Genomic DNA, 22,426 nt, shown 5'->3' with positions numbered 1-22,426 from the left:
CGGAATAAGACAAAAAGCCGCTCCGGATTCCGGGGCGGCTTTTTTGATGAATAGCTGTTTTTCAGCCCAGTGTCAGAATGGGGCAACCGTCCTAAAACTAATTACTAAAGCTGTGAAAAGACGGGGAATGAAGAAGTTATCAACTTATCAACAGCTAAAAACCTGGATTTTGTGGATAACTGCCGTTTAGGAGGGCCATTGCACCTCTAAATCCTCATCGATGAAGACACCGAAGTTGACGAACTGTAGCTCCTCATCTTCGAAATACATGTCAATCATTTCCTTTTCGTAGGAGATGCGCATCTCGCCGGTGTCCATTTTCTCTATTTCGCTGTGCTCGTGGCCGTGGCGCTGCATCAGCTCCTGAATCTGCTCGGGGTTGCGGCCATGGATGGCTTCGCCGTAGAGGCGGATGCCGGGGTGGTCGGTTTCGATGCAGCTCAGGCGGTAATCGTCTTCGCGGTCGAAGTAGAGCGAGTAGCCTTCGTCGAGGTAGTTCCAGGCCTGTGCTCAAATTCGTCGTCATCTTCCGACTCTTCAATCTCCTCGGGCTCGCCCATCAGCGAGCGAACCTCGTCCTGGGAAGCGCCGAACTTGAGCGGCCCCATACCGGTGCCGAGGCGGATTTCATGTTCATCGGTGCTGGATGGTTGGGTGGGGGTTTGCATGGTATCTAGGGAAAAGGGTGAAGGTTTTTTAAGCTCATAGCTACCGGCGGTTGGCTGATAGGTTTTGTTTTACTTGGCTACTTCCCGGGCTTGCGTTTGCGCCGACTCAGTTTCTGAACAAGTACTCAAAGGTACGGGCGAACCAATAGGTCAGGTTATCTGCCTTGGCTCGCTTAACGGCTTTATGGGCTAAACGCCAAAAGCGAAGGGCTAACCGCTGTCAGCTAACAGCTCACAAGAGGCTCATTTGCCATAGCGCTCCTGAAACTCGGCGCGCTGCTCCTGGTAGTCTGGATTAGCGCGGGCCTCGTCCCATTTGGCCTTGAAGATGGCAGCGGCTTCGGCTTTTACAGGGTCTTCGGGCGCGCGGGGCAGCTCGGCGCGGCCGTGGGACCCGCTCTGGCCCTTTTTGTCGTCGGGCACGGGGCCGTCGTACTTTTTGCCGCCGCGGTGATTGGCGTAGCGCCGGGCGCGGGTATAGCCCATCTGTAGAAACTTGCGGGCCATGTCGGCGCCCACAAAGTCGGAGGCCTTCAGGTAGGCCTCAAACAGCCCGTAAATGGTATCGGCCGACTCCCGGGCCACCTCGGGCGTTCGGAAGCGCCAGTGGGGCAGAATCTCGCCTTTATAGGGCTGCACCAGCAGTACCCCCTGCTCGCCCTTGCCCACCCGGTACAGCTCGGGGTGGCGGCGGAAATCCACGGCAGTGAAATCGAGGTTGTAGTCGAAGGGCATAGGCGGCGGCCGGGTAACAACCGGCAAGGAGCAACGCCCTATATACGCGGCTTCGCTCGGGGGGGCTGCCCCGGTTGCGGCGAAACCCGCAAACCCGGCCGCATTGGCCCTGCGCCGGCCGTCCCCGACCTTGCCTGAGTTCCTGCCGGGGTTCGGGCTATTTCCGGAAACCAACCCGCTTATCCACAAGCTTAATAACTTTTGAAAAATATTTTTTTAAATAATTCTTTTTAATCCCCATCGTTAGGGCTGTTGATAAGTGGATAAGAAAAGAGAGTTATCCACGGTCGGGATAACATGTGTACAAGACCAGACTTATCCACCGTCTGCCAACAGGGTGTGTGGATAATAAAACATTTATTATCAGACGATTAACGAGGTTTTTCACAATCCACAGGACTTATCCCGATATCCACAATCCACAGCCCCGGACCGATGTGGATTGTGTGATTTTCGGGGGATAGTTATCCACCCTTATCCACCACCCCTCAAGTGGATAACAGGGCTGTCGGAGCGGCCGAACTACCAAAAAAAGATGTCCGCAACTTCTCCACGTGTTATCCCCATGTTTCCCCACTCTTATCCACAGGTTGTGCGTGCAGGCGTTGCAGACGTGGAAAACTATGTGGATTAGCCCTGGCCGGGGTTGGTAAAAAGCCACTGACAGCACCCAACCGCCGATTTGCGCTGTGGATATCTTTCAAGCCCGACCTCTATATAGCGCAAAATAGGACTATGTCCGGCCGGTTGCCCACCGGAAGCTGGCCGGACCCGATTGTCAATACCCAGCCATAGCCAGCTGTCCGAATCGGGGTAATTATCACCCCAAACAAACCGACCCGGGGCACTCAAATGGACCGCCGAACAGAAACACTGCTTCTGCCTGCTCCGTCCTAAAGCAAAAGCCCGAATCCGGAGGACGGATTCGGGCTTTTTGAGGATGTGGAGGCCTAAAGGGCCGCGTCAGAAGCTCAGCGTTTCCACGTTGTCGAAGTTCGAGCGGATGGTGATGGGCTTGGGGAAGAGGAAAACCGGCTCGGGCGCGGCTTTCAGGTCCGGGTCGCCGCCCTGCCAGCGGCCGTCCTGGTTGGTGTCGATGAGCACGCGCAGGCGGTAGGTGGCGGGTGCGAGGTTATCGAAGCGGTAGTTGCCCTTGGGCGTATCGAGGCTGAGCAGCACCTGGCCCTTTTCGTCGAGTAGCTGCACCCAGTAGCGTTTGGCGGTGGTCAGGATGGGGCCGCTGAGCGTGCCGGTCGTGGTCTGGTCGACTACCTTGAGCTTGAGCGGCCGCAGCCCCAGCGGCCGGTCCGTAATGCTCTGGATGGCGGTGCTGTCGAGCAGCAGCGTCACCGTTTTCTGGGCCTTGGTATCGAGGGTGAGAGCCAGCGTGGTGCGGTCGGGACTGAGGCTGCATCCTGCGGCAGGCGTAGCGGGCGGCGCTTGAGCGAGTCTTCCACCAGCGTACCAATGGGCTTTTTGGGGTCGAACCGGATGGGCTCGGTGAACACGAACTTTACCTGGCCCTGGCGGTACACTTCCCTGGGGCTGCCTTCCACGGTATAGGCCGGCACCGGCTTGGGCGCCTTCGGCGGAGGCTCGGCGAACTTCACGGCAATGGTATCGCGGGCCACGTTGCCGGCGCTGTCGGTGGCGGCCAGCAGGTAGCGGCCTTCGGTGAGGGCGGCGGTGCGGTAAAGAACAGCCGTGCGGTTGCGCTCGGTCAGCTGCAGGGCTTCCTGCAGGGCCGGCGGCGGCGGGGCGGCCGCGCTGCCGAGCGGCGCGAGCGTAGCCGTCAGCAGGCCCTCGTTGTAGCTGATGCGCTGGTCGGTGGGCGAGCTTTTCTGGGTCGTAACGAGTGGGCGGCGGCTGTCGGGCTTGGTCAGCACGAAGCGCAGCGTGTCGGGCCGGGGGCCCACCGTAAGCAGCTGGCCGCCGGGCCGGTAGGCTACGGCTTCGGGCTCCTCGTAGCGGTTCGTCTGGTTCTTGTCGGCCAGCGCGTAGGCGCGGTAGCGGCCTTCCTTCAGGTAGCGCAGGGCAAAATTGCCCTGCTTATCAGTGCGGGCCAGGTACGTGGGTATGCCCCGCTTGATGTCCGAGGTATCGGCCTCGGGATAGAGTAGTACCGATACGCCCTCGGCTGGCTGCTGGCTGAGCAGGCCCACCACGCTGCCACGAACCGCGCCCGAATCGAGCTGGGCCCCGGTGCTGAAGCTGACCGAAACGTTGGCCGCCTTGTTCTTTTCGGTGATGTCGCTGATGGCGTCGCCGAAATTGAACGAGTAGGTGGTGTTGGGCTTAAAAGGCTGCTCGAAAGTGAGCGTAACGGACGTGCGGTCTTCCCGGATTTTGTAGGTGTTGGCCGGGTCGAGCACCGGAGCCACGAGCAGGTTCTTGGCCAGATCCGTCAGCTGCACCTGCTCCGAAAAATCCAGCCGGATACTTTGTCCCGTTACGTTACGGGCGCCATTGGCAGGTGTGGAGCTGATGAGCTTGGGCAGCGTAGTGTCGCGGATACCGCCCTCGGGCGAGCTGATGGCCGCGCAGCTGCCCAGGGTTCCGGCCGTAATCAGAAGGAAAGCTATGCGCATCGTGGGTTTTGCAGATTGGTAAAGAGTACGCGGATTTTGAGAACGATGGTGCCGGAAAACTAATTGCAGTTGTTCAGAAAGCCATTGCAGATAACGAGAACGTCATGCTGAGCGCAGCCGAAGCATCTCTACTGCTTCGTTGCACTGGCAATCAAACGGTGGGGTTAGTGTTGCGGTAGAGATGCTTCGGCTGCGCTCAGCATGACGTTCTCGTTATCTGCAATGGCTCCCTGTTTCAACCACTCCCCTCTCCTACCGCTTGCGGGCTACGTACATCACGCTGCTGTACTGGCCCTCGTGGCGGGCAGCGTACTGGTTGGAGTTATAGCCGGTTTTCAAAACCGAGAGCAGGCCACCGCGCTGGCTGCCCCGGTGCTTTTCGCTGAGCATACTCACGTAATAGGCATCCAGCGGCATGGGCAGCTCCTGCTCCACCTGCAGCCGGTGCTTTTTAAGCAGCAGCTTCATGGTTTTGGGGCTGAAATGGTAGAGGTGACGGGGCACATCGTAGGCAGCCCAGTCGGGACCGTAGTGCTGGGCATCGAGGCTTTCTACGTTGGGCACGGCAATAACCAGCGTACCGCCGGGCCGTAGCAGCCGGATGAGCTGTTTGAGCGTACTGTTGAGCTCGTGCACGTGTTCGAGCACGTGCCAGAGCGTGATGGCGTCGAAGGAAGCCTCCTGGAAATTGACCAGCCCGGCCAGGCCGATGGGCTGGCCCACGCGCCGGCTGGCCTCCTCGCGGGCCCCGACGTTGGGCTCCCAGCCGGCTACCTGCCAGCCATCGGTCTTGGCGGCGGCCAGAAAGTGGCCCGTGCCGCAGCCGTAATCGAACAATTTGCCCTTGGCCGGTACCAGTTTATTGAGCAGCCCTACCTTGCGGCGCATGGTAAACACACGCGCTACTTTGTAGGCCTGGTTGATAATACCGCCCGCTCCGCTATTGTGCGACACGTACTCGTCCGACTCGTAATAGCGCCCGATATGAGCCGCGTCGGGCCGGGGGTTGGTGAACTGGAACGTGCAGGCCGCGCACTGCTGAATGGCAAAACTCTCGCGGCTCACCGACTTATCCTCCACCACCAGCTTGTTGCGCAGTTCCGTTTTGCCGCACACCGGGCACTCATCCAACCGTTCGTAAATCACTGATTCTCGCTAATTAATTTGATTTTGCTGATTGCCACGAGTGGTGTACATCGAAAAGCCAGCCACAAGGCGAAGGTACAAAACCAAAGCGCCGCAGAATCCGAATGAAACTGCGGCCGCTGGTAGGCTTAAAAAGAACGGTCATTCAAAGCGGAACCAGAGCTAGCTGTCATTCTGAGCAGCGCGAAGAATCTCGCGTGCAGTAGTAACCCTGTTGTAAGGGATTACTTTGGCACGCGAGATTCTTCGCGCTGCTCAGAATGACCGTTCTTGCGCTTTCCGGTTCCCGACCTACCGGCCCAAATACACCATCAACACCGACACATCGGCCGGGCTCACGCCGCTGATGCGGCTGGCTTGGCCCAGGGTTTCGGGCTGAATCTTGAGCAGCTTTTCGCGGGCCTCGTGCGAGAGGGCAGGCATAGCCTGGTAATCGAGGCGGCCCTGGATGATGAAGTTCTCCAGCTCCTGCATGCGGGCGGCCTGCTGGTGCTCCTTTTCGAGATAGGCCTCGTACTTCACCAAAATTTCGGCTTGCTCCAGCGCATCGGGGCGGTAGGGGGCCAGAGCCAGCGCGAGGCCGGGCAGCGCCTGAGCCAGGGCCGGCAGCTCCACGCCGGGGCGGCGCAGCAGGTTTACGGCCCGGGTTTTCTCACTGATTTCAGCCGAGCCCATTTCCGTGAGCCAGCCGTTGATTTCTACCGCTTCGACGCCGAAATTCTTCAGAATCTTGGCTACTTCTTGGGTCTGCTGCTCCTTTTCGCGCACCAGCTGCATGCGCTCCTCCGAGGCCAGGCCCAGTTCGTAGCCCAGCGGCGTCAGGCGCAGGTCGGCGTTGTCCTGGCGCAGTAGCAGGCGGTGCTCGGCGCGGCTCGTGAACATGCGGTAGGGCTCGTCGGTGCCCTTGTTCACCAGGTCATCAATGAGCACACCGATATAAGCCTGACTGCGCGAAAGCACGAACGGGGCCTCGCCGTGCACCTTGCGGTGAGCGTTGATGCCGGCCATCAGGCCCTGGCAAGCGGCCTCCTCGTAGCCGGTGGTGCCGTTTATCTGGCCCGCGAAATACAGGTTGGCCACCCGCTTGGTTTCCAACGTCAGGTGGAGCTGGGTGGGCGGGAAGTAGTCGTACTCGATGGCGTAGCCGGGGCGGAACATCTTGGCATTCTCGAAGCCCACGATTTTACGCAAAGCGCGGTACTGCACGTCTTCGGGCAGGCTGCTCGAAAAGCCGTTCACGTACACTTCCACCGTGTTCCAGCCCTCGGGCTCCACGAAAATCTGGTGGCGGTCCTTGTCGGCGAAGCGGTTGATTTTGTCCTCCACGCTCGGGCAGTAGCGCGGCCCCAGCCCCTTAATACGTCCCTGAAACATGGGCGACTTCTCGAAGCCCTCCTTCAGGATTTCGTGGACCTCGGGGTTGGTGTACGTGATATAGCAGGGCCGCTGCTTGGGCAGCGTGGGCGTGTCGAGGTAGCTGAACTTGCCGGGCACCTCGTCGCCGGGCTGGGCTTCCATCTTACTATAATCAAGGCTGCGGCCGTCCACGCGGGGTGGGGTACCGGTTTTCATGCGGCCTGCCTCGAAGCCCAGCTCCAATAGCTGCTCGGTGAGGCCGGTGCTGCCCTTCTCGGCCATGCGGCCCCCGCCAAACTGCTTCTCGCCGATGTGGATGAGGCCGTTGAGGAAGGTGCCGTTGGTGAGCACCACCGACTTGGCCCGGAACTCGATGCCGAGCTGGGTTTTCACGCCCACGCACACGCCGCCTTCCACCAGCAAACCAGTTACGGCCTCCTGCCAGAAATCCACGTTGGGCGTTTGCTCCAGCGCCAGGCGCCACTCCTCGGCAAAGCGCATCCGGTCCGATTGCGCCCGCGGGCTCCACATTGCGGGGCCTTTGGAGCGGTTCAGCATCCGGAACTGAATCATGGTTTTGTCGGTGATGATGCCCGACAACCCACCCAGCGCATCCACCTCGCGCACAATCTGCCCCTTAGCCACGCCGCCCATCGCCGGGTTGCACGACATCTGGGCAATGGTGTTCATGTTCATGGTCACGAGTAGGACCTTGGAACCCAGCGTGGCGGCGGCGGCGGCGGCCTCACAGCCCGCGTGGCCCGCGCCCACCACAATCACATCGTATTCTTCTTGCTGAAACATAGTTGGTTAATCTGCCTGCGCCGGAAAGAGTTCAACGCGGATTGACAGCCGCAAATTTACCGCCTTTTAAATGGGAGTCCTTCACGGTGTCGATGCTTTTCACGCAGTGTCTCGGGGTGGATGACGCAGTGTTTCGCAGTGAACGACCACCCCGAAACACTGCGTCACCCACTGCGAGACTCTGCGTGAAATCAATCAGGAAGATAGTAGCGCGTTCTGAGTATTCACTCGCTCCCAAGAAAATGGGTGCCACTCTTCCCGCAGGCAGTCAAATACCTCCGTGGCGGCCGGGCAGGGGAACAACTTGTAATCGAACTTGGGGTAGCCGTGGACCACGTAACCGGGGTAGTAGTGCGTGTAATTGCGGCGGCGGGCCTCCTCCATCTTCAGCAGCATCAGCACCTTGCCCAGGCTGAATTTGCGGTATTCGGGGTCGTAGAAGTTCATGATGCCGGCCATCGTGCGCTCCCCGCTGTCGAAGATGCCGGCCGCCACCAGCCGGCCCGCGTCGCGCACTTCCAGCACTTCGGTCTGGAACACGTTGTGGGTGGCCCCGTTCAGCAGGAAGGTTTCCACCGTATCGGGCGCGTCGAAGCGGATGCTCTGGCGGTAGCGGGCGTAGAGTTCTTCCAACTCGACTGTAAGCTCGAAAGGCCGTAGCTGAAGCGTGAACCGCTCGGCCTGGCGCAACAGGCGGCGCTGAACTGGGCCGTATTCCACATGGGCCAGCACCATACGGAGCCAGTGTACGGTGTACACCTCGTTCTCCACGGGCAGAAACATACAGGTAAAAAGGTCCTGATGCATGCGGTAATAGCCCTGGCCCAGGTAAAAATCCAGGGCCCGGCCCGGAATGACAAGCGGCGGCGTGGCGGACATATGGGGTGTGCCAGTAGAACAAAAAACGCCCGCGTTTCGGCAGGCGTTTTCAAATCAGACGAAGAGAAGATTAAAACGTGCGGAGCAGCAGGCAGTCATCTTCCTTTTTGCGCATGGCGGTCTGGCTGAGCAGGTCCTTATCGGCGTAGCCGAGCAGATGCAGCACGCCATGAATCATGACGCGGTGCAGCTCGTCGCGGAAAGTGACGCCGTGGGTGACGGCGTTTTCGCGTACCCGGTCTACCGAGATAAAGATGTCGCCTTCGAGCATATCGGCGTCGTCGGCGTTGTCGAACGAGATGACGTCGGTGTAAGTATCGTGGTCGAGGTACTCCACGTTCACTTTGTGCAGGTACTCGTCGGAGCAGAAGATGTAGGTGAGCTGCACGATTTCGTGCTCGTGCACTTCGGCCACACGCTCAATCCAGGAGGTTAGTTCGCGGGCGTCGTCGAGCTCGAAATTCACCTCCTCCACCATAAACTCGATGCCATGCGATTCGGCATCGGGTCCCGGCTCATCTAACTCATCGAACTCAGTGGGCAGGTCGCTCATGAAAGCCGAAAACGGGGGTGGAACGGAAAATCAGTAAACAAAAAAAGCAAAACCCGGCCTGGTTAAAGCCTAGCGGGCAGCCGGCGCTTCAGCGCCGTTGATGGTTGAGTGGCGCTCCTCGGCGTCGGCCGCGGAACTGGACAGCAGGAAGGTGAGCAGCACATGGCGGCCGTCCTTGTTGAATTCTACTTCATCGGCGAGGTGGCGGATGAGGAAGATGCCGCGGCCCCCGGGGTTCTCGATGTTTTCGGGCGCCGTCGGGTCAAGCAGATTTTCGTAATCGAAGCCGGTGCCCTCATCCTCAATCTCAAACCGTACCCGATCGGACTCCACCTGCAGCGAAAGCAGTACGTTTTTATCCTTGTCGAACTTGTTGCCGTGACGGATGGCGTTGTTGACGGCCTCGGTGACGGCCACCATAATGTTACCGTAAATATCGTCGTCGATGTGAAACGTATCCTTCGAGTTGTCGATAAAGCTCTCCACCACGCGGATGTTCTCAACGAGCGAAGGAATTTGAATTTTAACCTGCTTCATACTGGGTAAAAAAGAGAAGGGCGGCGGGTAAAAGGTAAAAATAGCAGAACGCTACTTCATTTGCTGAAAATACTCGCTCACCTTACGCTGATAGTACGGGGTGAGGGTAGGAGGAACGGCGCGAAGCAACTCGGTTTGGCGGGTTTGCTGGCGCTGGTACTGCTGGAAAGCGGGCGGAAAAACAGGCGGACGTTGCTGGGCCGTCTGGGCTTCGCGCTTATCATCCTGGTCCCGCTCGCGGGCCGATTTCTCGGCTTCGAGCAGGCGGGTCAGGATTTGGCGCTGGCGCATAACGGTTTGCTCCGTCAGCCGTTTGTTTACGAGGTCGGTTTCGGTTTGTTCCATCATTTTCTTGATGTCGCCGAGGCCACCGGCGCCGTCCTGGCCCTGCCCGTCCTTGTTGGGGTTGGGTTTGCCACCGCCGGGCTTGTTGCCCTGCATTTTCTCCAGCTCCTGCATTGCTTGGCGCAGCATCTGCTGCTGGCCGGCCAGCTTGGCCAGCTCCTCGGATAGCGCCCGGCCGGTTTTACCACTCTGCTGGAGCTGCTGAATCTGCTGATTGAGTTGTTGCTGCATGCGGCCCATCTGGCCCTCGCCGGCCGAGCTACCCTTTTTCTTCTTGCGGCCCGGCTTGCCCCCACCCTGCATCTGTTGCTGGCTCTGGCTTTCGCGCTGCTGCTGCTGCATCTGCTGCAGGGCATCGTTGAGCATCAGGGCCAGGTTGTTCATGCTGGTCATGGCCTGCTGCTGCGAGCTGGTGGCCCGGCCCACATTGCGCTGTTTTATCTGGTCGAGCGCCTCGTCCATGCGGCCGTTCATCTCGCCCACCTCGCGGGTCACGAAGCTCTTAATCTGGGAAACGCGGCTGGCCAGCGCGTACAGCGAATCCTGCACTACGCGGGCGTCGTCTTTGAGCTTGCGCTGGGTCTGGCCGAGCTGCACGAAGCGCGGGTCGCTCTGGTCCACCTGCCGGAACTGCTGCATAAGGCCCTCCTCATCGAAGCTGAGCTTGAGCAGGTTTTCGAGGATGTCGCGCAGGTCGTCAATGTTCTCCTGTTGCTGGTCCGATTCCTCCTGCTCCATTTGCTGCTGCATTTGCTGAGCCATCTGCTGCATCTTCTGGGCAGCCTTGCTCTGGCTTTGGGAAGCCTTCTGGTTCTGGTTTTTACCCAGCTGCTGCTGGCTTTGCTGCTGCTGCTGGTCCACCTCCTGCTGGTCCTGCTTCATCTCGTCGGCTCCGTTTTCGCCGTCGAGTTGCTTGTCTAGTTCCTTGAGATTTTTGAGGTCTTCCTTCACCTCCTCAAACTTCTGCTGCTGCTCGGTCTGCTGGTTTTTGAGGTCTTCGTTCTTGGCTTTCTGTTGCTCGTTGCTGAGCTTATTGTCGGGGTTCTGCTTGTCGTTCTTCTCGGTTTGCTCGGCTAGTTTCTGCTGCTCCTGGGCCAGTTGCTGGAGCTTTTCGAGGGCCTGGTCCTGCTTCTGTTCAAACCGCAACTGCTTGAACATTTCGAGGGCCCGCTCCAGCTCCTTCTGCAGGGTGTTTTCCTTGTTTTCGAGCTGCTGCAATAGTTTCTGAATGTCGGGCTGATTCTGGTCTTCCTGCTGTTCGAGCAGCTTGCGCAGCTCCTCATAGAGCTTCTTGGTTTCGGGGTCGAGCAGGTCGTCCATCAGCTTCTGCAGCTCCTTGGCTTTCTCGGCCAACTCCTCGTTTTTCTGCGGGTCGAGCTGGTTCTGCTGCTCCTGCAACTGCTCGAACTGGCGCTTGAGGTCGGCCAGGGCCTGGTCCATCTGCTGCTTGCCATCGAGCATGTCCTTGAGCTGCTTGCGGTCCTGGAAGTTGAGGTCGCGCTTCACTTTCAGCTTGTCCTGGGCCTTGGCCAACTCGCGCTCCATCTTCTTCGAGTCCTGGGCCGCCTGGCTCAGCTCGCTCTGCATGGCCTGGCTCTGGGAAGCCAGTTGCTGGCGCTGCTCGGTGCGCGAGGGCAGCCGGAACTCGGCCACCCGGCTCCGGCCGGGCTTGGCCCCGTTCACGCCGTCGTTGTCCCACACCTGCACAAAGTATTCAAGCCGGTCGCCGGGCTTCAAGCTGAGCCGGCGCACGTCCCAGGCGTAGGCGTAGCTCTGGCTGGGGCCCGCGCCCAGCGGTAGGGCGCGGGTCTGGTAGGCGGCGTTCGGGTTGTTCTTGCCGAGGATGCGGTAGTGCAGCTGCAGGCGCGAGAAGCCGTAGTCGTCGCGCAGGTTGCCGCCCAAAGCCAGAAACTGCCGGGCCGTGGTATCCTGAAAGCTTTCGAGCGTCACCTCGGGCACCGCGTCCGCAACAACGGTCAGTTGGTACTCAATCGGGTCGCGGTTGGGGCTGGCGGCGTTGCGCAGGCGTACGGCGTAGTTCTGGCTCCGGCGGGCCCGGCGGCGCAGATAAAACTGGCCAGCGGCAGCCTCGTCAGGCGTGGCGGCCACGGTTTCGGCCGGGTTCTGGAAGTTTAGCTGCAGCTGGTCGGTGGCTTCGGTCTGGAACTCCCAGCGCAGTTCCGTGCCCTCGGGCACCGTCAGGTTGCCGGTGTTGCGGATGGTTTCGGCCGGCCGGCCCACGTAGGCCGGGTACACGGCCCGGATGGCGAAGTCGCGCAGGTTAGGCCGGGCCTTTACCTTCAGCTTGTATTCGGAAGACGAAAAGCCCGCCGCGGCCAGCTGGAAGTCCACGTTCTGGCGCAGCTGCTTGAAGTCGTAGCGGAAATGGTTACCGGTTTCGCGGGTCAGGCGGCGCTCCTTGCCCTCGTACTGAATGCTGATTTCGTTGGGTAGCACCTCCCCTTCCACCGTCACGTTCAGGCTGAAATCCTCGCCCTTGAATGCGGTCAGGCTCTTATTCTCCACCACAAACGTAAACGGCGCGGGCGGACTGTATTTCTGGTTGTAGTTGAGGATGCGGCCGGTACCCTGCACGAAAAAAGCCGGGTAAGCCAGCAGCAGCACCGCCACCACGCCCGCGGGCACGGCCACGTACTTCCACAGCGGCCGCGTCTGGCGCTGAATATCAATTCCCTGCGAAAACTCAACGCCCCGCAGCTGCCCGGCCCGCTGCTCCAGACTGGCGGCCAGCAGCGCGTTTTCCTGGGCCTGTCCGCGCAACTGCAGCGCGTTAAGCAGCTTATCCTGCACGTCGGGGAACAGCTCCCCCACCCGGCGGGCGGCTTGCTCGTCGCTGAGCATGCGGCGCAGGTGCGTAAGGGCCGCCAGCGGCTGCCAAATCCAGCGCACGAAGGCGTACACCATGCCTCCCACGAACCCAAACAGCAGCCCGGCCCGCACCCAGGTGGGTAGGTAGAGGAAGTATTCGAGTAGGTTGAACACCAGAAACAGGCTCAGCAGCAAGCCGCCGGCCACCAGGGCCCCGCGCACCAGCAAGCTGAGGTAAAACTTTCGCTTAAACGCATCGAGGCGGGCCAGCACATCGTCCAAAGCCCGGGTCGTCGCGGGGTCTTGCTCCACTCCCATAAACGTATTCAGTAAGCTATTAGCTGTCAGCTACTAGCCGTTAGCTTTGTTCTGGCTGACAACAAATTACAAAGTCTTTTGTGCAAGAGACGTCAGTTCGACCTTTTAGCTGCCCGATTCAGGTCCGGGAAAGATACAACTTTCGCCCCGTCAGGCAGTGTAAGACGGACAATGGAAATGGGGTAACAGGTTCCTTTTTGGTTAGCTGCTAGCCGAGAGCCGTTAGCTGTCAGCCCCCGTTCTCTCAGTCAAAGCTAGTAGCTAATGGCTCTCAGCTAACAGCTCAACATAGGCGTACCTTTGGTGCCTTCCTCATTTGTCTCTCCCGGCTCGTGCCCCGACTGTTGGCCTTGGTGCTGTCGGCGGTGTTTCATCCGCTGCTGGTACCGCTTTATCTGTTTTACATCGTGTGCTACCAGCTGCCCGGTGTGGTGCTGATACCTACCGCCTCGGGCAGGGGGCTGGTAATGGGCATCGTGGCCGCCTGCACGCTGGGCCTGCCCGGACTGGGCACCGCTTTACTCGTGCAGCTGGGCTACGCCGATTCGGTGGAGCTGCGGCAGCGGCAGCAACGGACCATACCGCTGCTACTGGCCGTCGTGGGTTTCGCCACCGCCACCGCGCTGCTCTACCGGCCGGGTCAATTTGATGCGCTGTTCGGCTGGATTATGGCGGGCATGACGCTGGTCGTACTGCTGACGTTTTTCATCACGCTCCGCTGGAAAATTTCGGCCCACAGCGTGGGTGTGGGTGGCGCGTTTGGTCTGCTGTTGCTGCTGCATCTCAGCAGCAACAGCAGACCGCCGGCCTCTGGTGGCTGGTCGGCTGCGCGGTTTTGGCCGCTGCCGTAAGCCGCGCCCGGCTGGTCCTCGATGCCCACACGCCCGCCCAAGTATGGGCTGGCTTAGGATTGGGCCTGACCGTTGCACTGGCTATTGGGGCAGTTGCCAGTTTATAGGATTTGCAGGGTTGTCCGCAAGGGTGTAGAGACGCAAGGATGCGTTTCTACACCCTTGCGGTTATTGGCTCAATCGGCCAAAAAGAAAGGTCCCGCAACAATCGTTGCGGGACCTTCTACATACATTTTAAGCCCTAAGCCCTAAGCCCTAAGCCCTAATATGACGGGCCTTTGTCGGCCTGTACGAGCTGCTCTTCGGCGTCCACGTACTCATCCACCGAGGTGCAGGAGCAGATGAGGTTCCGGTCGCCGTAGGCCGAGTCGATGCGCGACACGGACGGCCAGAACTTGTAGGCGCGGGCGTACTCGGTGGGGTACACGGCCTGCTCGCGCGAGTAGGGGCGCGTCCAGTCGTGCACGAGCACGGTGGCCGCCGTGTGCGGGGCGTGCTTGAGCAGGTTATCCTTGGCATCGGCGCGGCCTTCTTCTACCTCTGCTACCTCCATGCGAATGGAAATCATGGCTTCAATGAAGCGGTCCAGCTCCTCCTTGCTTTCGCTTTCGGTAGGCTCCACCATCAGCGTACCGGCTACCGGGAAGCTTACCGTAGGCGCGTGGAAACCGTAGTCCATCAGGCGCTTGGCAATGTCTTCCACCTCGATGCCGGCCTTTTTGAACTGGCGGCAATCCAGAATCATCTCGTGGGCGCAACGGCCATTGGCGCCGGTGTAAAGCACCGGGTAGTGCTCCTCTAGCTTGGCCTTGATGTAGTTAGCGTTCAGAATAGCAATGCGCGTGGCTTCCGTCAGCCCCTCGCCGCCCATCATGTTGATGTAGGCGTAGCTGATGGGCAGAATGCTGGCCGAACCCCACGGCGCCGACGAAACGGCGCTGGCCGTGCGGCCGTCTGCGTCAATCAGCACGTGGCCGGGCAGGAAGGGCGCCAAGTCGGCTACTACGCCGATGGGGCCCACGCCGGGTCCGCCGCCGCCATGCGGGATGCAGAACGTTTTGTGCAGGTTCAGGTGGCACACGTCGGCCCCGATGATGGCGGGCGAGGTAAGGCCCACCTGGGCATTCATATTGGCGCCGTCCATGTATACCCGGCCGCCGTGGTTGTGGATGGTCTGGCAGATATCGATGATGGTTTCCTCATACACGCCGTGGGTGCTGGGGTACGTCACCATCAGGCAGCTCAGCTTGTCGGCGTACTGGGTGGCTTTGGCCTCCAGATCGGCCACGTCGATGTTGCCATCCTCGGTGCTCTTCACCACTACCACCTGCATGCCGGCCATAACGGCCGACGCGGGGTTGGTGCCGTGGGCCGAAGCCGGAATCAGGGCCACGTTGCGGTGTTGGTCGCCGCGCGAATCGTGGTAGCCTTTGATGGCCAGCAGGCCGGCGTACTCGCCCTGAGCGCCCGAGTTGGGCTGCAACGATACGGCATCAAAGCCAGTCACCTCGCACAGCCACTTCTCCAGGTCGGCGAAGATTTCGGCGTAGCCCTGGGCCTGCTCGCGGGGCGCGAACGGGTGCAGGTTGCCGATTTCGGGCCAGGTAACCGGAATCATCTCGGCCGTGGCGTTGAGCTTCATGGTACACGAGCCGAGCGCAATCATGGAGTGTGCCAGGCTCAGGTCCTTGTTTTCGAGCTGCTTCATGTAGCGCAGCATCTCATGCTCGGAGTGGTGGGTGTTGAAGATGGGGTGCGTCAGGTAGTCGCTCTTGCGAATCAGCACGTCGTCCCAGTTCACGTCCACCTCGGTGGGCAGCTCCACTTGGGGCGCGTCCTTACCGAGCACCTTGGCAAACACGGCCACGATGTCCTGCACGTCCTCAATTTCGGTATTCTGGTTGAGCGAGATGCCCACGCGGGGTGTGCCGTGCTCGGAGAAATAGCGGAAGTTGATGCGGGCGGCTTCGGCTTCTTTCTTCACCGCGTTCTGCAGCTCCTCGCTTTCCAGCTTGATGTCGAGCGTATCGAAGTAGAACTCGTTGCGCTGGTTCAGGCCCAGCTCACCCAAGGCGCCGGCCAATACCTGGGCCTGGGCGTGGATGTTACTGGCGAACTGGCGCAGGCGCTGGGGGCCGTGGTACACGGCGTACATGCCGGCCAGCACACTCAAGAGAACCTGGGCAGTACAGATGTTGCTGGTAGCCTTCTCGCGGCGGATGTGCTGCTCGCGGGTTTGCAAAGCCATGCGGTAGGCCTTGTTGCCGGCCGCATCGATGCTCTGGCCGATAATGCGGCCCGGAATCACGCGCTTGAACTGGTCGCGGGTGGCCAGGAAACCAGCGTGCGGGCCGCCGTAGCCCATCGGCACGCCGAAGCGCTGCGAGTTACCCACCACGGCGTCGGCGCCCATCTCGCCGGGAGGCGTGAGCAGCGTCAGCGACAGCAAATCGGCCGCTACGGTCACGAACAGGTTGTGCTCGTGGGCCTTGGTAATGAAGTCGGTGTAGTCGTACACGGCGCCGTCGGCGGCCGGGTACTGCAGGATAGCGCCGAAAAACGACTCGTCGGCAAGGTCGGCGGTGCGGTGGTCGCCAATAACCAGTTCAATGCCCAGCGGCGTGGCGCGGGTGCGCAGTACGTCGATGGTCTGGGGCAGCACCTGCTCGGAGACGAAGTAGCGCGTGGCGTTCTTCTTCTTGCTGAGCGAGTGGAACATGTGCAGCGTCTCGGCGGCGGCAGTGCCTTCGTCGAGCAGGCTGGCGTTGGCAATATCGAGGCCCGTGAGCTCCATCACCATCGTCTGGTAGTTGATGAGGGCTTCGAGGCGACCCTGGGCAATTTCGGCCTGGTAAGGCGTGTAGGCCGTGTACCAGCCCGGATTCTCGAGGATGTTGCGCTGAATAACAGCCGGCAGCTGGGTAGGGTGGTAGCCCAGGCCGATGTAGTTCTTGAACAGCTGGTTCTTCTCGGCAATGCCTTTGAACTTGGCTAGAAAAGCCCGCTCCGTGAGGGCCGTAGGTAGGTTCAGCGGCTTTTTGAGACGGATGGCCGCCGGCACGGTTTCGTCGATGAGCTGGTCAATCGACTCGACGCCGATAACACGTAGCATTTCGGCTACGCCGGTTGCATCGGGTCCATTGTGGCGGTCCACGAACACATCGGCGGGCTTGGTCTTCAGCAACATAAAGAGGTGGATGAGGGTGGCAACGAAAGGCTTGGGTAGAACCTCCAACAAAGGTAGCGCGAAAAGGCTTCACCCTTAAACCGATAAGCGGGCAAATGTTTGCCGCCGCTGCCAGAAGCAGGCGCATTTCGGATTCTGTGACTGGCCACGGCCGCAGAGCCACTATAAACTGCCCGCAACTTGGGTGGGCTTGCTACCTTTAAGCCCCATCCCATCCAACTACTGCTTATGCCTACTCTTACCATCGGTCTGCTGCGCGAAGGCAAAACGCCCCCCGATAAGCGCGTTCCGCTTACTCCCAAAAAGTGCATCGAGGCCCAGGACCATTTTCCGGGCCTGACGATAGTAGCCCAGCAGAGCGAAATTCGCGCTTTTGCCGACCAGGAGTACCGCGATGTGGGCCTGGAGGTGCGCCCTAGCGTGGCCGACTGCGACGTGTTGATGGGCGTGAAGGAAGTGCCGGTGGCCGACCTGCTGCCTAACAAAACCTACTGCTTCTTTTCCCACACCATCAAGAAGCAGCCCGCCAACCGCGAGCTGCTGCGCCAGGTGCTGGCCCGCAACATCACGCTCATCGATTACGAGCTGCTCACCGACGAGCAGGGCCAGCGCATTGTGGCGTTTGGGCGCTGGGCGGGCATTGTAGGCGCCTACAACGGCCTGCTCACCTACGGCCGTAAGCACGACCTGTTCCAGCTCAAGCCCGCCTACGAGTGCGTGGATATGGAGGATATGCAGGAGGAGTTTTTCAAGGTGAAAAAGCTGCCGCCCATCAAAATAGTGGTAACCGGCACCGGCCGCGTGGCCCAGGGCGCGGTGGAGGTGCTCGAGCTGATGGGAATTCGCCGGGTGAGCGTGTACGATTACCTCTACCTCGATTTCAACGAGCCGGTGTATACCCAGCTGCGCTCTTCCGACTACAACCGCCGCCGCGACGGCCGCGTCTGGGATACGCCCGATTTCCACCGCCACCCCGAGCAATACGAGAGCACCTTCCAGAACTTCCTGCCCGTTACCGACCTGCTGATTGCCTGCGCTTACTGGCACCCCCAGGCCCCGCGCCTGTTTGCCGAGGAAGACACCCGCCGCCCCTATTTCCGCATCAACACCATTGCCGACGTTACCTGCGACATCGACGGCTCGGTGCCCACCACCCGCCGCAGCACCACCATCCAGGAGCCCGCCTACGACTACAACCCCGCCACCGGCGAGCTGGCCCGCGCCTATTCCGCACCCGGGCACCTCACGGTGATGGCCGTTGACAACCTGCCCTGCGAGCTGCCCCGCAACGCCTCGCGTGACTTCGCCCGCCAGCTCATCTCCCACGTGCTGCCCCACCTGCTGGCCGAAGGCGGCCCCGATGAGGTAATCGAGCGCGCCACCATTGCCCGTGCCGGCCAGCTCCTGCCCCGCTACCAGTACCTGGCCGACTACGTGGCCGATTAGGTTCGCTTTTCATATTAACACAAGCGCGTCATCCGGCCGAGGCCAGATGACGCGCTTATGTTAATATGAAAACATGCCCTACACCTTTAGTACGGGGTATTTGGCCTGCACCAGCATGTAGAGGCCGTATGCCATCAGGCCCAGCGCCACAACGCCTAGTACCACCGGCCCCATGCTGGCCAGCAGGTCGAACGCCTCATCGGTGCTGCCAACGGCCGTGGCGCGCGACTGTTGACCGGCCTGGATGAAGAAGTAGCCGATGATGCCCAGCACAATGCCCCGGGCCGTGTAGCCTATTTGCCCCAGCCGGTACACCGTGTTCTGCTGGCCGCCCGGAATGTCGCTGCCCTGCACATGCTTGTGGAACCTGCCGGAATACGCCTGGTAAAATTGGTAAAGGCCAACCCCGATAGTGGCTACTCCTACCAGCATAATAATCCAGTCGCCGCCGGGCCAGGCCAGCACCCGGGCCGTGAGGGTTTGCTGGGCGTTACCGCTGCTGTCGGCCGAGCCGCTTAGGGCCAGCTGGGCGGCATACCAGGCCAGGCTGGCATACACCAAGCCGCTGGCGGCGTAGCCCAGGCGCCGTGCAATGCCGGCAGTGTCGCTGCCTTTGTCTTCGGTGTCGCGCACTGCCTGCACCACCCGCCACACAATGTAGGCGAGCAGCCCCAGCGCAATAAGCCCCAGCAACACGGGGCCGCCGGGCAGGCTCTGCAACGTCTGAACGGCCTGTTTCTTGTCGGCCGTCTGGCCTTCCTGCTGTCCGGTGGCCGCCAGCAGGGCCAACATGCCCATCAGCCCATAAACGGTGCCTTTGGCGGCGAATCCCAGGCGAGCCAGCGTCCGTAGGCCCCTCGACTGCGAATTGGCGGGCAGGGTGTTCGAAAGGGTGTCGGAAAGTGTCATGAGTTAGCTGCTTGCTGAGGTTACAATGACCATTGTGCCGTTGCCGGAACAGAATGAACAGAAAGGCCTGCCGGGCACAGGGTGGCCGGGCAAACCGGCAGCCTTTGCCCGGCTACCCGACCTCTTACGGCAAGACACTCTAAAAGGTGGCCCGGCGGCGGCTGTTCAGCAGCCAATCGGGCCGGTATACGCGCACACCCGGGTGGGCCAGGGCAGCGTTGCCGGGTACATCGAGCGTGAGCAGGGGCTTATCGCGGACCATGGAGTCGGCCATCAACTGCGCCAGATTGCCGCCGGGGGTCATGTAAGGAATGAAAAAATCGTCGGCCATGTCGGCCAGCAGCAGGTTGCGAATAGCGGCTGTTTCGAAGCTCACGGCATTCACCTCGGGCTCGAAAGGAGTGATGAATAGCAAATGTCCCCGTTTCAGGTCGGCTTCGTGCTCAGAGGCCGTATTTGGCTGAATGCCCCGCCCTAGCACGTACAAGATGGGTTGCTCGGGTGCCTGGCGCAGAAAATGATATACCGTCTGCTCCAGCCGCGAATGAAACCCTGACGCAATGCAGCGCCGCTGCTGCCGCTGCTCCATGGCCCAACGGTAGGTGTCGCGCTCAATGGCTGCCGGATAGGCGCGAGAACACAAAAACACCGTTTTAGACAAAGCCAGCAAGGCCATGCTACCCAGGGTGCGTAGTTCTTCCGGCAGCGTCAGCATAGAGAGAAATATAGCTTTTTACTAATAAAGTTAAATAAAATATTGATATAATTACGATCAGTAAGATAAACAAGCTGGCTTATACCTGCAACGCACTGCAGGAGCAGTGGGCCGTTGCAGGTATATTCTATTGCAGTGGGCTAGAACGTGCGCTGGAACCAGTGCTTGATGTCGTCCATCGTTTCGCCGGTTTTCTGCTGCAGATTACCGAACCACTCATCCTGCTTGCCTTCCTCATAGTCCATGTCGTCGTCGGTGAGGTTGCCCCACTTCTGCTTGGTCTGGCCTTTGATTTCGTTCCAGTTGCCGCGGGCGCGGAGTTCGGTGCTGTCGTCGATGCCGTTGTTATTAGCGTCCATAATGGTAGGGTTAGGGTGGAAGATACCTGCTTTACGTGTTAGCGTGGCCTAAGGTTGAACTCCACTGCTGCGCGCTGCCACTAGATGTGAGTAATTGTGCTGAGCAGGTACAGCAGTATCACTGTGCCCACGGCTACGCCGGTGCCGAAACCGGCGGCGGCTTTGCCCAGCTTGCGGTTCTGCGCCTGCTTGCGGTAGCCATTGTAATAGGCCGGGTCGTCGAGCAGGGCGGGCTCGGGCGCGTTCAGGTTGCGGCGGGGGGGCGGGGTAAGCGCCATTACCGAGCCCGTTATAATGCCCCCAACGGGCCCGTATATGGCGGGTACCAGCGTAGCCCCAAACGTGCCCCAGAATACTCCCTTGTCGGGCTTGTAATACTTTCTGCTGTCCTGGCGGCCTAGCGCGGTGCGCTGCGCCGTGCTCAAGCCCACCAAGCTGGTGCCGGGCGCCGGAGCCGAAGTTGCCCGTAGCACTTCCCGCGTGCCATTGGCGTAGCGAATCATGAACACGTCGGTGGCAGCCAGCTGCAGCGTATCGGCGGCCGTGGCTCGGCCCAGCGAGTCGGTGGGTGGCGGCAGGGGCAGGGGCAGGTAGCGCACCAGCTGGGGCGTAATGCGCAGCACCCGGGCCGGCAGCTCGTCGCCGTTGGTGCGCACAATCACGTCGGTGGCAGTGCCCGTTCCCGTGCGGGCCGCCGGACTTATTGCCGGCCGGGTGCTCGAGTCGGGCGCGACGGGAGTCTGCTGGGCCTGGCTGAAGCTGGCAACCAGCAGTGCGGTGGTCGTCAGCAGGGAAAAGAATATGGTACGCATGGTTTCTTCAAATGAGGGCTTAGGGCCTATAATACATGTGCGCCGCTATGACGCCGGGCTGCGCCTTGCATAGCGGCGGATTTAATACAAATTCAGCAAGCTGCCACTAAATATAGTGCTGCTGACTATTGCGAGTACAAGCGTGAGGCTTGCCGCGCCGAGTCCGAAGCCCAGAGTGGCTTTGCCTGCTTTGCGTCTTTTAGCCTGCTGGTAGTAACCCTTGTAGTAGTCTGGGTCTTGGAGTAGTACCGGAGCAGGCGCTTTCAGGCTGAGGTGCAACGGCGGACTGAGGGCCACCGCGCTGCCCACCACCAACCCGGCAGGTCCGGCGGCGGCAGGTAGCGCACTACCTGCGGCGTAACGCCCAACACCCGGGCCGGCAGCTCGTCGCCGTTGGTGCGCACAATCACGTCGGCAGTACCCAGGGCATGGGGCACGGCCTGTACGGCGGCCGAATCGGCTACGGCGGCAGGAGGCTGCTGGACCTGGGCCCGGCTGGCCCCCAGCAGGGTCGTGGTAGTCAGCAGCAGGCAGAACAAGGGGTGCATAGCCTCCGCAAATAAGGAAAGACGAGAAACGGTGAAAACGCCCGCCCCCTTAGCGGCGGCGGTAGTTGAAGCCCAACAGCAGGCTGAACCGCACGCCGCCGTTGCCGGGCACTACAGCCAGGTTTACCGGAAAATTAACGTCTTCAACCTTAAATGAAGTGCCGATAGCCAGGGCAATGTTGGCGCCGGCCGGCGTTATGTTAGGCCCTAGGCCGAACTCGAAGCCCTTGGGCCCGCGGATGCCAACCAGCGCATTCAGGCTGGGGATAAATTTGCCCTGTTCCAGCCCGCCAATCAGCGGTACCACCTCAACCAACCCCGACAGCCCCGAGGAAAGCCGGAAGATGCGCGTTTCGAACTGCCAGCCGAACTGCGTGAGAAAGGGGTTGAGTTTAAAGTCCTTGCGGGCCTTATCAGCCGCTCCGCCCGTGAGCACCGTGAAGCCGATGCGCGGCCCGCCGAGGTTGACGGTGGGCTCGGTCAGGAGCTCGTCGCCGGGTACGGCGGGACCGGAGTAGGTCTGGCCAGCTGGTGCGGGCGGTCCGGCCGGCAACGACCGGGGCGCGTTGCCTACGTCAAATACTTCCTTGGTGCCGTTGGCGTAGCGAATCATGAAAACGTCGGTTTTACGCACCGTAATCAGCGGTCCGTCGGGGTTGTCGGTGCGGCGGTAGGTTACGCCGGTGGGCGAAATCTCCAGCACTTTCACGGCAATTTCTTCGCCCGATTGCTTGGTGAGCACATCCTGGGCCTGCGCGGCGAAGGCTGAAACCAGCAGCAGCAGTAGTAAGCTGAGTAAACGAGGGAGCATAGTAGCGGGGCTTAGGGTGAAACTCTCCGG

General features: G+C 60.5%; 20 protein-coding genes. 2 read left to right on the top strand and 18 right to left on the bottom strand.

Annotated features, from left to right (window positions below):
• Positions 1-186: 186 nt before the first annotated feature.
• The 11 genes from D0N36_RS19750 to D0N36_RS14605 form a co-directional block, all read right to left on the bottom strand.
• Positions 187-357 carry a hypothetical protein gene (locus D0N36_RS19750; RefSeq protein WP_242478934.1) on the bottom strand — a complete coding sequence of 57 codons (171 nt, stop codon included), beginning with the start codon at positions 355-357 and terminating at the stop codon, positions 187-189.
• Positions 358-440: 83 nt separating this feature from the next.
• Positions 441-668: a hypothetical protein gene (locus tag D0N36_RS19745; RefSeq protein WP_242478933.1), complete on the bottom strand. Its 228-nt coding sequence runs from the start codon at positions 666-668 to the stop codon at positions 441-443.
• Positions 669-911: 243 nt separating this feature from the next.
• Positions 912-1,403 carry a DUF4385 domain-containing protein gene (locus tag D0N36_RS14645; protein WP_116942603.1) on the bottom strand — a complete coding sequence of 164 codons (492 nt, stop codon included), beginning with the start codon at positions 1,401-1,403 and terminating at the stop codon, positions 912-914.
• Between the two features lie 963 nt (positions 1,404-2,366).
• Entirely contained in the window at positions 2,367-2,753 is a 387-nt protein-coding gene (locus tag D0N36_RS14640; protein WP_116942602.1) for a hypothetical protein, read from the bottom strand.
• Entirely contained in the window at positions 2,750-3,991 is a 1,242-nt protein-coding gene (locus D0N36_RS14635) for an Ig-like domain-containing domain (protein ID WP_116942601.1), read from the bottom strand. The genes D0N36_RS14640 and D0N36_RS14635 overlap by 4 nt, the downstream gene beginning before the upstream one ends.
• 252 nt (positions 3,992-4,243) lie before the next feature.
• Positions 4,244-5,137, bottom strand: a complete 894-nt coding sequence (locus D0N36_RS14630; protein WP_116942600.1) for a class I SAM-dependent methyltransferase — start codon at positions 5,135-5,137, stop codon at positions 4,244-4,246.
• Between the two features lie 291 nt (positions 5,138-5,428).
• Positions 5,429-7,297, bottom strand: coding sequence for a tRNA uridine-5-carboxymethylaminomethyl(34) synthesis enzyme MnmG (gene mnmG, locus D0N36_RS14625; protein ID WP_116942599.1), 1,869 nt, complete (start codon positions 7,295-7,297; stop codon positions 5,429-5,431).
• Between the two features lie 195 nt (positions 7,298-7,492).
• Positions 7,493-8,176: a GNAT family N-acetyltransferase gene (locus tag D0N36_RS14620; protein WP_116942598.1), complete on the bottom strand. Its 684-nt coding sequence runs from the start codon at positions 8,174-8,176 to the stop codon at positions 7,493-7,495.
• Between the two features lie 70 nt (positions 8,177-8,246).
• Complete coding sequence (gene ybeY, locus D0N36_RS14615) at positions 8,247-8,729, bottom strand: rRNA maturation RNase YbeY (protein ID WP_116942597.1); 483 nt, start codon at positions 8,727-8,729, stop codon at positions 8,247-8,249.
• A gap of 69 nt (positions 8,730-8,798) precedes the next feature.
• Positions 8,799-9,266, bottom strand: coding sequence for an ATP-binding protein (locus D0N36_RS14610; protein ID WP_116942596.1), 468 nt, complete (start codon positions 9,264-9,266; stop codon positions 8,799-8,801).
• A gap of 51 nt (positions 9,267-9,317) precedes the next feature.
• Positions 9,318-12,758 (bottom strand): DUF4175 family protein, encoded by a 3,441-nt coding sequence (locus D0N36_RS14605; RefSeq protein WP_116942595.1) that lies wholly within the window; start codon positions 12,756-12,758, stop codon positions 9,318-9,320.
• A gap of 332 nt (positions 12,759-13,090) precedes the next feature.
• Between D0N36_RS14605 and D0N36_RS14600 the strand changes: the two genes are divergently transcribed.
• Positions 13,091-13,609 carry a hypothetical protein gene (locus D0N36_RS14600; protein ID WP_147320925.1) on the top strand — a complete coding sequence of 173 codons (519 nt, stop codon included), beginning with the start codon at positions 13,091-13,093 and terminating at the stop codon, positions 13,607-13,609.
• A 262-nt stretch (positions 13,610-13,871) separates the two neighbouring features.
• On the opposite strand, the gene gcvP is transcribed toward D0N36_RS14600, so the two are convergent.
• Complete coding sequence (gcvP, locus tag D0N36_RS14595; protein WP_116942626.1) at positions 13,872-16,796, bottom strand: aminomethyl-transferring glycine dehydrogenase; 2,925 nt, start codon at positions 16,794-16,796, stop codon at positions 13,872-13,874.
• A gap of 228 nt (positions 16,797-17,024) precedes the next feature.
• On the opposite strand from gcvP, the gene D0N36_RS14590 reads away from it, so the two are divergent.
• Positions 17,025-18,242, top strand: coding sequence for an NAD(P)-dependent oxidoreductase (locus D0N36_RS14590; RefSeq protein ID WP_116942593.1), 1,218 nt, complete (start codon positions 17,025-17,027; stop codon positions 18,240-18,242).
• Between the two features lie 78 nt (positions 18,243-18,320).
• Here D0N36_RS14590 and D0N36_RS14585 read toward each other — a convergent pair whose 3' ends face one another.
• The 6 genes from D0N36_RS14585 to D0N36_RS14560 all read right to left on the bottom strand — a co-directional run bounded on the left by D0N36_RS14585 (position 18,321) and on the right by D0N36_RS14560 (position 22,396).
• Entirely contained in the window at positions 18,321-19,151 is an 831-nt protein-coding gene (locus D0N36_RS14585; protein ID WP_116942592.1) for a DUF1206 domain-containing protein, read from the bottom strand.
• A 139-nt stretch (positions 19,152-19,290) separates the two neighbouring features.
• Positions 19,291-19,866 (bottom strand): DNA-binding protein, encoded by a 576-nt coding sequence (locus tag D0N36_RS14580; RefSeq protein ID WP_116942591.1) that lies wholly within the window; start codon positions 19,864-19,866, stop codon positions 19,291-19,293.
• A gap of 140 nt (positions 19,867-20,006) precedes the next feature.
• Positions 20,007-20,225 carry a CsbD family protein gene (locus tag D0N36_RS14575; RefSeq protein WP_092739817.1) on the bottom strand — a complete coding sequence of 73 codons (219 nt, stop codon included), beginning with the start codon at positions 20,223-20,225 and terminating at the stop codon, positions 20,007-20,009.
• A gap of 80 nt (positions 20,226-20,305) precedes the next feature.
• Positions 20,306-21,037 (bottom strand): hypothetical protein, encoded by a 732-nt coding sequence (locus D0N36_RS14570; protein ID WP_116942590.1) that lies wholly within the window; start codon positions 21,035-21,037, stop codon positions 20,306-20,308.
• A 263-nt stretch (positions 21,038-21,300) separates the two neighbouring features.
• A complete protein-coding gene (locus tag D0N36_RS14565; protein ID WP_116942589.1) occupies positions 21,301-21,585 on the bottom strand; it encodes a hypothetical protein in 285 nt (94 codons plus the stop codon).
• Between the two features lie 49 nt (positions 21,586-21,634).
• Positions 21,635-22,396: a hypothetical protein gene (locus tag D0N36_RS14560; protein WP_116942588.1), complete on the bottom strand. Its 762-nt coding sequence runs from the start codon at positions 22,394-22,396 to the stop codon at positions 21,635-21,637.
• Between the last annotated feature and the right edge of the window lie 30 nt (positions 22,397-22,426).

The sequence above is a fragment of the Hymenobacter lapidiphilus genome, assembly GCF_003417065.2.
Taxonomy (GTDB): domain Bacteria; phylum Bacteroidota; class Bacteroidia; order Cytophagales; family Hymenobacteraceae; genus Hymenobacter.
The sequence above is the reverse complement of the archived record's forward strand: the minus strand, read 5'-3'. Positions and strand labels throughout refer to the sequence as shown.

What these genes read in the sequence shown, in the direction of transcription:
- D0N36_RS19750 (WP_242478934.1), bottom strand. Translation starts at nt 357, where the DNA reads ATGCAGCGCCACGGCCACGAGCACAGCGAAATAGAGAAAATGGACACC.
- D0N36_RS19745 (WP_242478933.1), bottom strand. Translation starts at nt 668, where the DNA reads ATGCAAACCCCCACCCAACCATCCAGCACCGATGAACATGAAATCCGC.
- D0N36_RS14645 (WP_116942603.1), bottom strand. Translation starts at nt 1,403, where the DNA reads ATGCCCTTCGACTACAACCTCGATTTCACTGCCGTGGATTTCCGCCGC.
- D0N36_RS14635 (WP_116942601.1), bottom strand. Translation starts at nt 3,991, where the DNA reads ATGCGCATAGCTTTCCTTCTGATTACGGCCGGAACCCTGGGCAGCTGC.
- mnmG (WP_116942599.1), bottom strand. Translation starts at nt 7,297, where the DNA reads ATGTTTCAGCAAGAAGAATACGATGTGATTGTGGTGGGCGCGGGCCAC.
- D0N36_RS14620 (WP_116942598.1), bottom strand. Translation starts at nt 8,176, where the DNA reads ATGTCCGCCACGCCGCCGCTTGTCATTCCGGGCCGGGCCCTGGATTTT.
- ybeY (WP_116942597.1), bottom strand. Translation starts at nt 8,729, where the DNA reads ATGAGCGACCTGCCCACTGAGTTCGATGAGTTAGATGAGCCGGGACCC.
- D0N36_RS14610 (WP_116942596.1), bottom strand. Translation starts at nt 9,266, where the DNA reads ATGAAGCAGGTTAAAATTCAAATTCCTTCGCTCGTTGAGAACATCCGC.
- D0N36_RS14605 (WP_116942595.1), bottom strand. Translation starts at nt 12,758, where the DNA reads ATGGGAGTGGAGCAAGACCCCGCGACGACCCGGGCTTTGGACGATGTG.
- gcvP (WP_116942626.1), bottom strand. Translation starts at nt 16,796, where the DNA reads ATGTTGCTGAAGACCAAGCCCGCCGATGTGTTCGTGGACCGCCACAAT.
- D0N36_RS14590 (WP_116942593.1), top strand. Translation starts at nt 17,025, where the DNA reads ATGCCTACTCTTACCATCGGTCTGCTGCGCGAAGGCAAAACGCCCCCC.
- D0N36_RS14585 (WP_116942592.1), bottom strand. Translation starts at nt 19,151, where the DNA reads ATGACACTTTCCGACACCCTTTCGAACACCCTGCCCGCCAATTCGCAG.
- D0N36_RS14580 (WP_116942591.1), bottom strand. Translation starts at nt 19,866, where the DNA reads ATGCTGACGCTGCCGGAAGAACTACGCACCCTGGGTAGCATGGCCTTG.
- D0N36_RS14575 (WP_092739817.1), bottom strand. Translation starts at nt 20,225, where the DNA reads ATGGACGCTAATAACAACGGCATCGACGACAGCACCGAACTCCGCGCC.
- D0N36_RS14570 (WP_116942590.1), bottom strand. Translation starts at nt 21,037, where the DNA reads ATGCGTACCATATTCTTTTCCCTGCTGACGACCACCGCACTGCTGGTT.
- D0N36_RS14565 (WP_116942589.1), bottom strand. Translation starts at nt 21,585, where the DNA reads ATGCACCCCTTGTTCTGCCTGCTGCTGACTACCACGACCCTGCTGGGG.
- D0N36_RS14560 (WP_116942588.1), bottom strand. Translation starts at nt 22,396, where the DNA reads ATGCTCCCTCGTTTACTCAGCTTACTACTGCTGCTGCTGGTTTCAGCC.